The 15,695-nt window shown below is 46.6% G+C and carries 9 protein-coding genes; all 9 read left to right on the forward strand.

Annotated features, from left to right (window positions below; genetic code table 11):
- The first annotated feature begins 7 nt into the window (after positions 1-7).
- The gene (locus L0659_RS13225; protein WP_235126553.1) at positions 8-3,286 is read left to right on the forward strand and encodes a TonB-dependent receptor; all 3,279 of its coding nucleotides are present in this window, start codon (positions 8-10) and stop codon (positions 3,284-3,286) included.
- Positions 3,287-3,297: 11 nt separating this feature from the next.
- Entirely contained in the window at positions 3,298-4,977 is a 1,680-nt protein-coding gene (locus L0659_RS13230) for a RagB/SusD family nutrient uptake outer membrane protein (protein ID WP_235126554.1), read from the forward strand.
- Between the two features lie 29 nt (positions 4,978-5,006).
- Positions 5,007-6,167, forward strand: a complete 1,161-nt coding sequence (locus L0659_RS13235; protein ID WP_235126555.1) for a glycan-binding surface protein — start codon at positions 5,007-5,009, stop codon at positions 6,165-6,167.
- Between the two features lie 18 nt (positions 6,168-6,185).
- On the forward strand, positions 6,186-7,046 hold the full coding sequence (locus L0659_RS13240) for a hypothetical protein (protein WP_235126557.1): 861 nt from the start codon (positions 6,186-6,188) through the stop codon (positions 7,044-7,046).
- A 29-nt stretch (positions 7,047-7,075) separates the two neighbouring features.
- Positions 7,076-8,386, forward strand: coding sequence for a serine hydrolase (locus L0659_RS13245; RefSeq protein ID WP_235126559.1), 1,311 nt, complete (start codon positions 7,076-7,078; stop codon positions 8,384-8,386).
- A 32-nt stretch (positions 8,387-8,418) separates the two neighbouring features.
- A complete protein-coding gene (locus L0659_RS13250; protein ID WP_235126560.1) occupies positions 8,419-11,124 on the forward strand; it encodes a PQQ-dependent sugar dehydrogenase in 2,706 nt (901 codons plus the stop codon).
- A 26-nt stretch (positions 11,125-11,150) separates the two neighbouring features.
- Entirely contained in the window at positions 11,151-13,349 is a 2,199-nt protein-coding gene (locus L0659_RS13255) for an alpha-galactosidase (protein WP_235126561.1), read from the forward strand.
- A 91-nt stretch (positions 13,350-13,440) separates the two neighbouring features.
- Positions 13,441-14,601 carry an alpha/beta hydrolase-fold protein gene (locus L0659_RS13260; RefSeq protein WP_409019027.1) on the forward strand — a complete coding sequence of 387 codons (1,161 nt, stop codon included), beginning with the start codon at positions 13,441-13,443 and terminating at the stop codon, positions 14,599-14,601.
- 9 nt (positions 14,602-14,610) lie between these two features.
- Positions 14,611-15,690, forward strand: coding sequence for an esterase family protein (locus L0659_RS13265; RefSeq protein ID WP_235126562.1), 1,080 nt, complete (start codon positions 14,611-14,613; stop codon positions 15,688-15,690).
- Positions 15,691-15,695: the final 5 nt, after the last annotated feature.

Below are 15,695 nucleotides of genomic sequence, written 5' to 3' on the forward strand. Positions count from 1 at the left end.
GGAAAGTATGAAACATGCTTTACTAAATCGACGCGCCTGTGCCGCGGCTGTCACCCGCCTGGTGCCAGTGCTTAATTACGTTAAGCTCAGAGAAATGAAGAAGTGGGCAGCTTGTGTTTTGACGATGGCAGTAATGCAGGCTAATAATGACGTATATGCCCTTAGCGTTCGAGGTGTGAATACCAGAAATAGCGCGGGAAATCAGCTGCCCATCATTGAGGTGACAGGCAAGGTTGTAGATGACAAAGGCGAGCCGCTGCCGGGTGTCAGCATTGTAATCAAAGGCTCAACGCAGGGAACAACCACGAGCGCAGACGGGAAGTACGCGCTGGCAGTTCCGGGAAACAGCTCGGTGCTGATCTTTTCATTTGTAGGTTATTTGTCTAAAGAAATAACTGTAGGCACGCAAAGCACCATCAATGTAACCCTCGCTGTCGATACAAAGGCGCTGGAAGAAGTGGTGGTAGTAGGATATGGCGAAATGAAACGCGCCGATCTGACCACCGCACAGACTTCGGTTTCCGCCAAAGACATTGAGAAAACGGTCAATACGACCATTGAACAGGCCATTCAGGGGCGGTCGGCGGGTGTGTATGTGACGCAAAACTCAGGTCAGCCGGGTGGAGGAATTTCGGTAAATATCCGGGGCGTTAACTCGATCAGCGGTAGCAACGAGCCTTTATATGTGGTGGATGGCGTGCAGATTCCGGGGCAGTCGGCTTCATACGGATCACAGAGCTCTTCCAATCCACTTGCGGGGCTGAACCCGGCTGACATTGAGTCCATTGAAGTTTTACAAGGTCCTTCGGCAACGGCGATTTACGGTTCAAGAGCGACAAATGGTGTTTTGCTTGTGACAACAAAAAGAGGAAAATCGGGAGATACTAAAATTTCTTACGGATACCAGTACAGTTTGCAGACGCCACCGTCGCCGCTGAAAGTAATGAACATGCAGCAATACGCGCAGATGGTGGGTGAATACCATGCCATTGCAGGCGGTGATACGCCCGGTGAATTTTTGGATCCATCATTACTTGGATCTGGAACGGACTGGCAAAAGGAGCTCTTCAAAAGCGCTCCCATGAACAAGCACCAGCTGAGCCTAAGTGGCGGGAATGACAAGACAACTTACTATTTGTCGGGCGAGTATCTGAAACAGGATGGAGTTGCATTAGGATCGGGTTTTAATAGATATGGTTTCAGGTTGAATCTGGATAATAAACCAAGAAAATGGGCGACCATCGGTGCCAATCTCAGTTTTAACCAAACCAATGACAATCTCACGACAAGTCAGGAAAACGTGATTGCGAGTGCTTTGCAGCTTACTCCTCAGGTTCCGGTTCGAAATCTGGACGGTTCCTGGGGTGGGGGCGATGAGAACAATGGTGCCAACCAATTTGCACCCGTTAACCCAATCGCCATCGCCAATCTGACCACCAACAAACTGGCAAGAAGGCAGTTTCTGGGCGGGTTGAACCTGGGCATTGAAATCATGAAGGGCCTGAACTTCCGCTCATCTTTTAATACAAACCTGGGCTTTTCAAACTCGACTTATTATGTTCCATCTTATTCCATTGGCTGGGCAAGAAACGTAACTGCCTCGCTGACAAACGGAACTGGCACCAACACTTACTACAACTGGAATCAGCTTCTGGAATATAACAAGCAGCTCGGCAAGCACAGTATCAATGTGATGGTTACCCATGAGGCGCAGGCTTCCACCTATAAAAATGTGGGTGCAACCAGAACCGGATTTTTAACCAATGACATTCTCGATCTGGCAGCGGGTGACGCATTAACATCCAGCAACTCAGGCGGCTCGGGCGAATGGGCGATGGAGTCGTATCTGGGGAGGTTGAACTACAATTACGGCGATCGCTACATTGTGATGGCGACCGTGCGACGCGATGGTTCAGCCAATTTCGGTAAAGAAAATAAATGGGGCTTTTTCCCATCGGTGTCCGCAGCCTGGCGTGTTTCGCAAGAGTCTTTCTTTAATATACCTGCAATCAGCGACCTGAAACTGCGTTTTGAAACAGGTGTGACGGGGAACCAAGGTGGAGGAGGGATTTACTCGCCGCTAGGAACGGGGGCAACGCCTACTTCCACAGGTTTTTTGCCAACCAAATACAGTAATCCCGGTTTGAAATGGGAAGAAACCAAAACCAACAACTTCGGTATCAACGTGGCATTGTTTGACAATAGAATCCAGTTTGAGGTGGATTATTACATCAAAGACACCGATAATCTGTTGATGGAGAAGCCACTTCCCTGGTATATGGGAACCAATGGTACGGGTGCTGTGAGCTCACCGACGGTGAACATCGGTGCGCTGCAAAATAAGGGTTATGGCTTTACGATCAATACAATTAACATCAACCGGGGTGGTTTCAAATGGGAAAGCAACCTGAATATTTCCAGTTTTAAGACTAAAATCAAATCCTTTTATTCTGAAAGCGCATTCGTAGACCGTACATCATGGTGGTTACAGGACTGGACACAACGTGCGGAAGTGGGCGAAGCACCGTGGTTGTTTCGGGGTTATATGGAAGAAGGTCTATTCCAGAATGTTGCTGAAATCGACGGTAGCGCGGTTCCGGTTGATAACAATGGAGACCGACTGCCAACTAACATTGATAACATCTGGGTAGGCGACGTCAAATTCAAAGACATCAACGGCGACGGAAAAATAAATGAAATGGACCTGACCAACATTGGTAATCCCTGGCCGAAAATGTTTGCCGGTTTCACGAATACATTCTCCTACAAAGGATTCGACCTAAGCTTGCTCTTCACAAGCACCTACGGAAATGACATTTATAATTACCTCGGCAAGCTCAACACTAATGCGAGTAACATTAACCTGAGCCGCAATCTTCTGGTACACGCCATGGATTATGCCAAGCCAATTACGAATGAGGCTGGCGAGGTGGTGCTGTCCAATCCAGGAACAGACGTGGCGCGCATATCTAATGGGCCTAACAATAACTTTAACCGGCATACAGACAAATGGGTAGAGGATGGTTCATTTATCCGGCTCAAAAACGTTTCGTTGAACTACAATGTGCCGGCAGCATTCTTGTTGAAACAAAAAGTAATTAGGGGTGCAAGGATCTCAGTTGGCGCGCAAAATGTGCTCACATTTACCAAATACACCGGATTTGATCCTGAGGTAGGGGCATATGTATCAAGAGATTCAAGTCCTGGCAACCAGGCGATCGGACTTGATTATGGCCGTTATCCACTGACTCCTATTTACACATTTAGCCTTGGATTGGACTTCTAAAAACGAATCAGATGAAAATTTTAAATAATATCCTTTATCTCGGCAGCTTATTCGTCTCGCTCCTTGCAGTAACTTCCTGCTCAGAAGATTTTCTGGAAAGACCGCCGGTGGACGCAATTGTAGACGCGGGTTTTTACCAAACTGACGACCAGGTTTTGGCTTCGACCGCATTGCTATACAGCAAGGTGTGGTTTGACTACAATGACAAAGCATCCTACAATCTGGGCGATTTCAGGGCGGGAACGGCATTTTCTGCCTATAACGATCGCGGTAATGTGCTTTTTAATACCACCGGAAACACACCGGAGAATGGTTCTGCGTGGCGCTCATTTTTTATAGTTGTTGGTCAGTCCAATCTGGCGATCAGTAACATTAATCAGTACGCGGGAGACGCGGTTTCTCCGGCGATCAAGAAAATGGCGATTGCTGAGGCGAGATTTATGCGCGCCGTTGCTTACCGGTCGCTTGTAATGAACTGGGGAGCTGTGCCGATCATTGAAAATAACCTGGAACTGCTTTCCGATACTACTGTTTCAAGAAACACGCCTGAAAGTGTCTGGAAGTTTCTGACAAGCGAAATGCGTCAAGTGGCGGAAGATCTGCCGGCGACTCCCATCCGTCCAGGCCGCGTGACAAGATGGTCAGCAGAGGGAATGTTGGCGCGTTTTTACCTGACACGTGCAGGCGTGGAGTCCGCTGGATCGGGAACCAGAAACCAGGCTTTTTTGGATAGTGCCAAATACTTTTCTGATAGAGTGATTACGCAAAGCGGCCTATCGCTGCTCAAAAACTATGGCGATCTGTTCCTGTTTCCTTATGATAACAATTCCGAATCGCTTTTCTCGCTCCAATGGGTCTATTCACCCGGCGCTTATGGTACGCAAAACTCGACACCGGCTTACCTGGCATTTAGTCCGGATATTGCAAATGGCGACGGCTGGGGCGGAGACAAAAGTGCCACTTGGTGGATGCTGGGCCAATATGAGGGTATAAAGCAAACTGCCACGGGTATGCAGGGTCGGACCACAGATCAGCGGCTGAAAGCGACATTCATGCTGCCGGGCGCATCCTATTCTGAAATTACACAGACGATCCCGGGTGGCGAGCAGAAATTGATTGTCCCCAACCCGGGCGGTGACAACAACTTTGTGTCGATTAAAAAATACGTGACTGGAAAGGCGAAAGACGTCGGCGGCTTGTCGGCTTCGCAGAATTACGGACACGATACATACATGATGCGGCTTGCTGAAATGTATCTGATATATGCCGAGGCTGTTCTGGGAAACAATGCTTCAACCAGCGATCCGGTTGCGCTAAAATATTACAATGCGATCCATACGCGAGCGGGCTTACCAGTTTTCGCAGGGCCTTTGACTTTGGACGTTATTTTCAAGGAACGGCTGGTGGAATTTGCCATGGAAGGAATGGCGTGGTATGACCTGGTTAGCCTGCATTACTACAATCCCACGAAAGCCTATGCAATCCTGAACAGCCAGGATAGGGGATTGTTCGCCACGGCGCCGGATGTTTTTCCAAACCCTACATCGTGGACATTTACCAAAACGGCCTGGTCAACAACCGAGCGCACGATCAATGCGAACAGCGGAAATTTCCTGCTGCCAATCCCGTCCGCAGAACTAAGCCAGGCGCCCAATCTGCAAAAGCCAGCTGTTGATTATTACAGCAAATAATTATGGATTTATAAAAAATTGACATTCAAATGAAAAACAGATATAGATCGGCCCTATTGTTTGCCTTGCTGGCATTCATGGCTGCATTTCAGATTTCTTGTAAGGAAGATGACGTGAACAACAACGGTGAACCTTCCATTACTTACGTTCGTGTAACCAACCCGGCCTCTTCGGATTCGTTGCTGGTAGGCGCCCTTCAAAGTAATCTGATCGCCATAGTAGGGGAAAATTTGCAGGACGTTACCGAAATATGGTTTAATGATCAGAAAGCGGTTTTGACACCAACTTACATTACCAGTAAGAGCATTCTGGTGAGTGTTCCCGCCATGGTCCCGAAGGAGATCAACAACAAAATGCGTATGATTTTTTCAAACGGCCGGACGCTCGAACATGATTTCGAAGTGCAGATCAGCGAACCCGAGCTAACCGGAATGAACTCCGAATACGTAGCCACAGGTGCTGTTGCGACCATTAATGGAAATTATTTTTACCCGCCACTTACGGTCACTTTTGCAGGTGGCGTAACCGGTGAGTTGGTTTCAGTAACCGACCAGATCATCCAGGTGCGTGTGCCTCAGGGCGCGCTGCCAGGTCAGGTGACGGTAAAAACGGCTTTTGGCGAAACAAAATCAGATTTCTGGTTTCGCGACAATCGTAACATTTTTTTAAGTAATGATCCTTTTACAGGCTGGTGGAACCAGTCTTATGTAGTCACCAAGCCAGGCGCAGGCGATCCGGTGGCGATCAATGGAAATTACATTCGTGTGAAAGAAGTTGTCAGTGGCTGGCAGTGGAAGGAAGTTGCAGGAGGCCCGCCGGCAGACATGGGGCCAATCAGTAAAAACATTCCTGATGATGCGATTCTGAGACCAGCGGATTACAACTTGAAATTTGAGGTTAATACTTTGAAGCCTTACAATAATAACCTGTTAAAAATCAATGTCGGTTTGGCAAATGACTTCCTTACGGACGCCTACCAATGGGCACCTCCTTACGATACAAAGGGTGAGTGGAGGACGGTTGTTATTCCGTTTAACGAAATAGCAGCCAGTTATGAAAGTCTGGGCGTAAAAATGGCTGTCAATCCAAATGGCTATTACACGCGGCTGCTTTTCCATGGCGGAGGAGATCTTGACGCTGATATTTCAATGGACAATTTCAGGGTAGTGCCAAAAATTCTCAAAAAGTAACCTTCAAAGACATTCAGGATGAAAAAAATGTATGATCTGCGGTTTCTTACCGCAGCGGTTTTTCTAATGCTTGCAGGACTACTAATAGCCTGCAACGAAGATGAAGTGGCGACAAGCAGCGAAGTGCAATTGCTCAGTTTCGGGCCTTCAGGCGTGACCCTGGGTGATACGATCAGCTTTATTGGTAAGAATCTGGATAAAGTAACTTCCATTGAACTGACAGGCGCCAGCGTTCCGGCGTCTGCATTTGTAAAACAAACACCTGACCGCATTGTAATGACCGTGCCGAACGAAACTTCCGAAGGGCTTGTAACCCTGAAAACCACCGCAGGGGACATTGTTTCCAAAACTATACTCAGCCTGGAAGTGCCCGTAGAGATTACCAAAATCCCAACACAGGCCAAACCTGGTGATAAGATCACGATTTCAGGAAAATATCTGAACTGGGTAAAGGGGGTAACATTTGCACAGGATACGATGATAACAGAATTTGTAAGCCAAACCATGACGGAACTGGTCGTAACAGTGCCTTTCGGCGCGCAAACTGGCCCAGTCATTTTTTCAGCCGGCGGCACCGAACCACTTTCTATTGAATCCGAAACGGAGCTGGTCATCACATTGCCAGCAATAAAAAGCTTCGCGCCGGCGGTTGCCGAACGTGAGAAAAATCTGACCATTACGGGCACCAATCTGGATTTGACAATGGGCGTGCTCTTTACCGGTTTGACAGAGCCTGTGACCACGTTCGTCAGCAAAGCCCCTGGACAGCTGGTTGTGAAAATTCCCAAAGCAGCCATGAAGGGAAAAGTTAGTTTGATCGCCTATTCCGGCCTGCCGGTGGAATCGGCTGATTCACTAAAATTCGTTGGTGAGAAGTAAGCTTTGCTATTCCTAACCCTTTAATCATTATGAAAAAAATCTATTTAAGCATTGCGCTTTTAGCTGCATTCAACAGCACAATAGCGCAGCAAAAGTCCCCTGCGCCACAAGTATTAGATTACAAAACTGATCTCAAAGCGACCGGCACAAGCGAGGACAAAACAAAACGCATTGACTCGCTGCTGCAAAGTTTTATTGATCAAAAGAAAGCCAGCAGCATTGTAGGTTTTGTTGCCAAAGGCGGGAATGTCGTTTACAACAAAGCATTCGGCTATAAAGATGTTGAAAACAAGGTTCCGGCCGCTGTGGATGATTATTATATCTTGTTTTCTCAAACCAAAGCGGTGACAACCGTAGCTTTTATGACTTTGGTAGAAAAGGGTTTGGTTTCGGTTGATGATCCGGTTTCTAAATATTTCCCCGAGATTTCCGATCAAGTGGCGACAGCCATCAAAGCGGATGGAACATTTGAGACAATGCCGGTGAAAACGCCGATGACATTCGCACACCTGATGTCGCATTCGTCGGGAATCAGCGCCGGGCTGGTAGGAAAGGCGCGTCGCGCTGAAATGGAGAAGAAAAATGCCGCTGTAACCTCAGGAGCTGCGCCAGCGGCTGGCCCGGGACAGCGGACAGGTGGAGCTGGCACGTCGAAATATCTCAAAGACGAAATGATCGCGCTTGCCAAATATCCGCTTGGCTTTGATCCCGGCAGCGAGTGGAGTTACCACATCAGCACCAATATGCTGGCGTATATGGTGGAGCTCATTTCTGGCAAAAGTCTGCGTGAATATGTTAAATCAACGGTTTTGGAACCATTGGGAATGACTGAAACAGACTGGTATTATGAGCCCTCGAAAATGAGCCGGTTCGTGAAGGCTTATAGCGACATTGATGGTAAGCTGGTTGCCGAATCAAACAAGTATAGCGAGACTACAATCAGTCCGGTACAAACTTATGCGGAGGGGGCTATCGGATTAAACGGACCTATCGGCGATTATGCTAAATTTTGTCAAATGCTGCTCAATAAAGGCGAATACAATGGCAAACGCATTCTCAAACCGGAGACAATTGAGCTAATGACTAAGGTTAACCGCCTGCCTGCCGAGAATTCTGGCGGGAAAGGATTTCAATTTGGGCTCGGATTTGAGTTATACAATGCCGAAAAAAAGCCGGTTCCAGAAGTTTCCAACACCGCATTTGCGTGGGGAGGATTGTACGGCACAGACTACATTATCGATCCCGAGAACAATATGATCGTGCTTTTTTACCTGAACATGCCAAAGCACGAGCCGATGTATAAACCATTTCTTAGTAAAGCTTACCAACTGGTTAAATAATGTTTAACACTTACGATTTCTTGACAAAATGTTTGAAAAAGCCTCTATTCGTGGCTTTTTCGTTGTTCATCTCCTCTGTGCCAATTTCCCCATCATTGGCGCAAACACCTAAAAAGCCCGAGAGTAACCGGTTCACCAAAGTAGTTCTTGCGCAAAGGCTTGAAGAGCCCATGCAGTTTCAGATCCTGAAAGACGGCCGTGTACTTTATGCGGAGCGGAAAGGGAAGTTGAAGGTGTATGATCCAAAGTCGCAGACTATGGAAATGGTGGCTGAGTTTGCCGTCAGCACAAAGTATGTAAATAAAGCGGGAGAAGTCACCGAAGGGGAAGATGGAATGCAGGGCGTGATCCTGGATCCTGATTATTATAAAAACCATTGGATTTACATTTACTATTCCCTGGCTGGCGACGATGCAAAAAACGTGCTGGTGCGCTACGAGTGGCATGGCAAGGAGTTGCTGGAAAGCTCGCGAAAGGTGGTTATGGAAGTGCCGGTTCAGCGTGAAGAATGCTGTCACGTAGGTGGGGGAATGCTTTTCGATAAAGATAAAAATCTGTATCTGACTACGGGTGATAATACATTTTCCCGCGCTTCCGACGGTTTTGCGCCCCTGGATGAAAGGCCAGGAGAATCGCCCCGCGACTCCCAGAAGTCATCTCCGAATACGAATGATTTGAGAGGAAAAATCTTGCGTATCCATCCTGAACCGGATGGCTCGTACACCATTCCCAAAGGCAACCTTTTTCCTGTGGGAACACCGCAGACCAAACCTGAAATCTACACGATGGGCAACAGAAACCCGTGGCGGCTTTCGATCGATTCGAAAACGGGATGGCTTTACTGGGGAGAAGTAGGCCCGGATGGTTCGCGCGACGACCTTGAAAAACGCGGCCCGCAATCCTATGACGAATTCAACCGCGCCAAAGGACCTGGATTTTACGGATGGCCGTATTTTGTAGCCAACAATAAGGCTTACGTGAAATATGACTTCGCTACCAAAGTTTCCGGAGCACCTTTTGACGCTGCCCATCCGGTTAACAATTCTCCAAACAGCAGCGGCTTAAAAGAGCTTCCGGCTGCACAGCCTGCATTTATCTGGTACTCAAAAGCGCAAAGCCAGGAATTTCCGCTCATGGAAAGCGGCGGCAACAGCGCAGTAGGCGGCCCGGTTTATAGGAAAGATGATTTCAAAAATGCATCACGATTATTTCCTGAATATTACGAAGGCAAGTGGTTTATCACCGACTGGGTGCGGGGCTGGATCAATGTAGTGGAAATGGATGAAAACGGCGAGTACAAATCCATGGGGCGTTTTCTTCCTGACTTGAAATTAAAGGGACCGATCGACATGAAATTCGGGCCTGACGGTGACCTGTATGTGCTGGAATATGGAAATGGCTATTTCAAAGATAACCCCGAGGCAGAACTGATCCGGATCGAGTACAACAGCGGAAACAGAAAGCCATTGGTGGAAGCATCAGCAAGCAAATCGGCAGGCGCACTTCCCATGCAAGTCACGCTGTCATCGGAAGGCACCAAAGATTTTGATGAAGACGACGCCCTGCAATACGAATGGGTTGTCAGCAAAAACAAAGCCGTTTTCAAGACACTGAAAGAGGCTAATCCGTCCATTACATTTACCACGCCAGGCACTTATCAGGCAACACTGACAGTAACAGATAAAGCCGGAGAAAAGAATACTAAATCGGTTGAAATTAAAGCTGGTAATGAACCTCCTGTGGTTGAATTTAAAATAACTAAAGGAAACTCCACTTTCTATTTTCCAGGAAAAAGCATTGATTATGAAGTGCGTGTAAGCGATAAGGAAGATGGCAGTCTTGCAAATAAGAAAATATTGCCTTCTCAGGTTTCTGTCAGTACGAACTATCTTTCAGAGGGTTTTAATCTAACCCGGATCGCGCAAAAGCAAATGAGTGTGGATGCTTTGGCGCAATACGCAACAGCGATTTCACTGATCAATAACGGCGATTGCAAAGCCTGTCATGCCATTAAGGAAAAGGTGCTAGGTCCGTCTTTTACGGCTATATCTGCCAAATACAAGGGTGATCCAACCGCGGTAGCAGGTTTGTCCAAGAAAATATTAAATGGCGGCTCGGGCGTTTGGGGAGACGCATTCATGCCCGCGCACCCGACCATGGCGGAAAGCGATGTGAAAGGAATCGTCCGCTACATTATGAGCTTATCGGATGCTCCGAAACCGGCCAAAACATTGCCTGTGAAAGGCACTTATACAACGGTTGTTCCCAAGGGCGATACGGAAGGCAGCTTCATATTCCGCGCCGCATATGCCGATAGGGGTACCAAAACAGCTTCCTCGCAATCGTCGGAAGCAACGCTTGTCCTTCGCAATCCGGTGGTGCCGGTAACATTGGCTGATCAGGTCAAAGACATCAGTTTCAACAATGACAGTACAATGGCATTTGTCAAAAATCCCGGTGGGTCTTTCAGGCTTAAAGGGACTGATCTGACGGGCATTAAACAAATTGAAATTATCCGTGCGTCCGGGCGGAATGCACCGACACCTCCCTCGGGAACGATCGAGGCACATGCAGGCAGTGCAGATGGCATTCTTTTGGGAAAATTTTCCGGTGAATACAGTGATAAAATGATTTTTGACATTGCTGCCGGTGCATCAACAGGTGTAAAAGATGTTTACTTTGTCTTTACCGGAGCTCCAATCAGAATAAAAGCAGTTCGGTTCGGCGCAGGTGAATAATTCAGCCCATATCAAATAACATAGTTGTGTATAAGCATATTTTCAACAGCGTTTTTCTGGCGGTAACCGCAGCCAGCTCTTTTGCCCAGACTGCGCCAACCATCATCCCAATTGAAACCAGACAGAATGTGCTGGTCTTGCAAACAGACAAGGACAATCATCTTGAAATAACCTATTTCGGAAAGAAATTAAGTCAGGCAGCAGAGTACAAACTCATCCCATCGCAGAGTCAGCAACGCGACGGTAACGCTGGGATTTACAACTCGGCTTATACTCCCGCTGGAACATGGAATGTCTCCGAACCGGCGCTGCAATTGACGCATGGCGATGGAAACAAATCATTGGATCTTGTTTATGTAAGCCACACCACCGCAAAGGAAAATGACAATGTCAGTCTAACGAGCATTGTTTTGAAAGATCCGGTCTATGCAGTGGAAGTGACACTTTTTTACAAAACCTATTTTCAGGAAAATGTGGTGGAGCAATGGAGTGTGATTAAAAGCAATGAGAAGAAACCCATAACGCTTCAAAAATACGCTTCCGCTAATCTTTATTTCATCGCAAAAGATTATTACCTGACCCATTACAATGGTACCTGGGCCAAAGAAATGAACCCGGAAGAAGAGCAATTGACGGCCGGGATCCGGGTGCTGGATTCCAAACTGGGAACACGCGCCAATCTTTACCAGCCACCTACTTTTTCCTTGTCTTTTGATAAACCGGCAACAGAAACGGAAGGGAAAGTTTTACTGGGAACATTAGCCTGGTCAGGCAATTTTAAAATGGAATTTGAAGTTGATTCATATCATAATCTGCGCTTAATCGCGGGTATAAATCCATATTCCTCAGAATATCCGCTCGCCTCAAAACAGGAATTTAAAACACCTTCATTTATCTACACATTCTCTGAAAACGGAAAAGGAGAAGCCAGCCGCAACTTGCATAACTGGGCCCGTAAATATCGGATTCTCGATGGCGAAGGCACCAGAATGACGCTTCTGAACAATTGGGAGGCCACTTATTTTGATTTTAACGAAAGCAAACTTTCGGAGCTTTTTAAGGATGGCAAGAAGCTGGGCGTTGATCTGTTTTTGTTGGACGACGGTTGGTTTGCTAATAAATATCCAAGAAACAGTGACGGAGCGGGCTTAGGAGATTGGCAGGAAAATGTAAAGAAATTGCCAAATGGAATTGGCTATCTGGTGAAGGAAGCGCAGAAAACGGGAATCAAATTCGGGATTTGGGTTGAACCGGAAATGGTAAATCCGAAAAGTGAGCTGTATGAAAAACATCCGGACTGGGTGATCAAACAACCGCAGCGCCCCGAACATTATATGCGCAACCAGCTTCCGCTGGATTTATCCAACCCGGAAGTTCAGGACTTTGTGTATGGCATTCTGGATAAACTTTTCACTGAAAATCCAGACATCGCTTATATTAAATGGGACTGCAACGCAACCACATTCAACCCTTACTCGGCTTACCTCGAAAAAAGCAAGCAAAGTCAGGGCAAGCTTTATGTCGATTACGTAAAAGGATTGTACAAGGTTTTGGAAAAGCTGCGAGCAAAATATCCGAAAGTCCCCATGATGCTTTGCTCCGGTGGTGGTGGCCGAGTCGATTATGAAGCGCTGAAATATTTCACAGAATTCTGGCCCAGCGACAACACCGATCCTTTGGAACGCGTGTTTATGCAATGGGAATATTCGTACTTTTTCCCCTCGATCGCGCAAAGCGCACACGTAACAGATTGGGGAAAACAGCCTTTGAAGTTCCGTACGGATGTAGCGATGATGGGGCGGCTGGGTTATGACATTGTGGTCAGTCATTTAAATGAAAAAGATCTGCAATTCAGCCAGCAGGCAGTCGCCAATTACAATGCGGTGAAAGATGTCATTTTCCAAGGCGATCTTTTCCGATTGGTTGATCCTAAGAAGAATGATTACGCCGCGCTGATGTACACGGCGAAAAACAAATCCAAAGCCATTCTATTCTCCTATTTAGTCGGCAATAGAAACGGTGACGGCTCCGACACACCGATCCGCCTGGAAGATTTAGATGCAACAAAAAACTATAAAATACGAGAGTTGAATCTCTATCCTGGGACGAAATCTGCGATTAAGCAAGATCAGGTTTATTCAGGGGAATATCTGATGACGGCTGGCTTTAATCCGGTTGTGAATGCGAGGAGAACGAGCGTGGTGTTGGAGATTGAGGCGATGTAAAATTGGCATTGCAGGTTTTTCGCCGGTTATGTATGTCTGGCGTCATGCTTTATAGTTTTTACTTAGAGAATTTTCAAATAATCTCCATAAAATGCGCCGTACAACTCTTGCACGAATATTGTTTACCTGGATGATGCTCTGCCTTTTCTTTGCGGGAAAGGCCCAGCCTCCCAGAGGTCCTTTTGTGGTATCTCCTCAGGTATTAGCTGATAAGAAAGTTACATTTCGCTACCTGGCTCCGTCAGCGCGAGAAGTAAAGCTGGCTGGTGGGCTTATGGGGGCTTCAAACATGGCCATGGTAAAGGATAGCATCGGCATATGGAGCGTTACTGTTGGCCCGGTACGACCTGACATTTATTCTTACAATTTTGTAGTAGATGGTGTAAGTGTAATGGACCCGGCCAATGAAGATTTTTTTCCCAATGAACGTTTCAAATCAAGCCTGTTTGAAGTTCCTGGCTTTACGCCATTGATACATGCTGTTCGCGACGTGCCGCATGGCTCTGTGAATTACGAATATTATTCATCTGTGGAAGGCACAACCGGTACAGTAGTTGTCTACACGCCTCCTGGTTATGACAAAGATGCGTCTAAGAAATATCCGGTTTTCTATTTGATAAGCGGGACGACAGATACAGAAGAGACTTTTTTCAAGGTCGGCCGTACCAACTTCATACTCGATAACCTGATTGCAGAAGGCAAAGCAAAGCCCATGATTGTTGTCATGCCTTATGGCAATATGGAAGCAAGGATAGCTGAACAGCAAGGGGGCACTAAGCCCGCAGACCCGGTAAGGGACAGTCCGGACGCAATTGCCAGGATGCGTCGGTTTGAACAGGACCTGACAAAGAATCTGATTCCCTATATCGATAAACAATATCGTACGATTCCTAACCGGGACAATCGTGCGATTGGTGGTTTTTCTCGTGGTGGCGGACAAACCTTACGCACTGCATTTTGGAACATGGACAAATTTTCCTGGATTTGTGCTTATAGTGCCAACTTACCCACAAAAGAGTTGGAAAGCACCTATGCATCGATCGTTTCCAATCCGGATAACACGAATAAGCAATTGAAACTCCTTTGGGTAAGTGTAGGGACAGAAGATTTCCTGTACAATGACGTCGCTACGTTTTTGAATTACCTCACATCGAAAAACATTCATTATAAAAGCCTGATAACCGGAGGGGGGCATACTTGGATCAATGTAAGGACCTATTTGACTGAAAGTGCTCAACTGCTTTTTAAATAACAAACTGCGATGAAATACAGCATTATTACAATGGTCTTCGCCTTTTTGGGCGCCATCACCACTTTTGCACAACGCCCACCGTTCATCAGTTCGCCTGACGTACATCCGGATAGCCGGGTCACATTTAAATACTATTCCAAGACTGCAAAAAAGGTGATGGTAAGCGGCGAGTTCCTGACTGCTCCACAGGCGATGACCAGGGATACGTCCGGTCTCTGGAGCGTTACCGTTGGACCGGTTGAGCCGGATATTTATCCCTATTCTTTTGTAGTCGATAGCGTGCAAATAGCTGATCCAAACAACAAATACATTTTTGCCAACGAGCGTTTTAAACGCAGTATCGTCGACATTCCTGGGAAAACGACATTGGAACACTCCTTACAAAATGTTCCGCATGGAAAAATCAGCTATCGTTATTATAAATCAAAAACACTTGGAACAACCCGCCAATTGCTGGTTTATACACCTCCCGGATTTAACTCAAACGGCACAAAAAAGTATCCGGTACTTTATTTAATTCACGGAGGATCGGATACAGAAGAAACCTGGACCAAAGTAGGACGTGCTAATCTGATTGCGGATAATTTGATCTCGCAGGGGAAAGCAGTTCCAATGATCATTGTGATGCCTTATGGTAATGTCAGGCCTGCCCCGATGCCCGATTTTACGAAAGATGTAGTCAACGATATTATTCCTTTTGTTGAATCGAACTACCCGGTTCTTACAGACAGCCATCACAGGGCCGTTGCAGGGTTTTCCGTTGGAGGTGGGCAAACGCTTAATATTGGCTTAACCAACACCGACAAGTTTGCGTACATATGTTCATACGCACCCTATACCGCTACGGAAGAATTTCAGAAAAACTTTTCGAATTATTCTCCTGATGCGAATAAAGTCAACAGCCAGTTAAAGTTGTTCACAATCAGTGTTGGTACAGAAGATTTCTTATACGAAAGCGTGAAAAAGAACATTGCCATGTTTGAGGAAAAGAAAATTCATGTCAAAAGTTATATCGTACCTGGTGGGCACACCTGGATGAATTGCAAACAATACCTCACTACGACCATGCAGGAAATCTTTAAAAATTGATTGCA

It is taken from the genome of Dyadobacter sp. CY347 (genome assembly GCF_021502655.1).
Taxonomy (GTDB): Bacteria; Bacteroidota; Bacteroidia; order Cytophagales; family Spirosomataceae; genus Dyadobacter.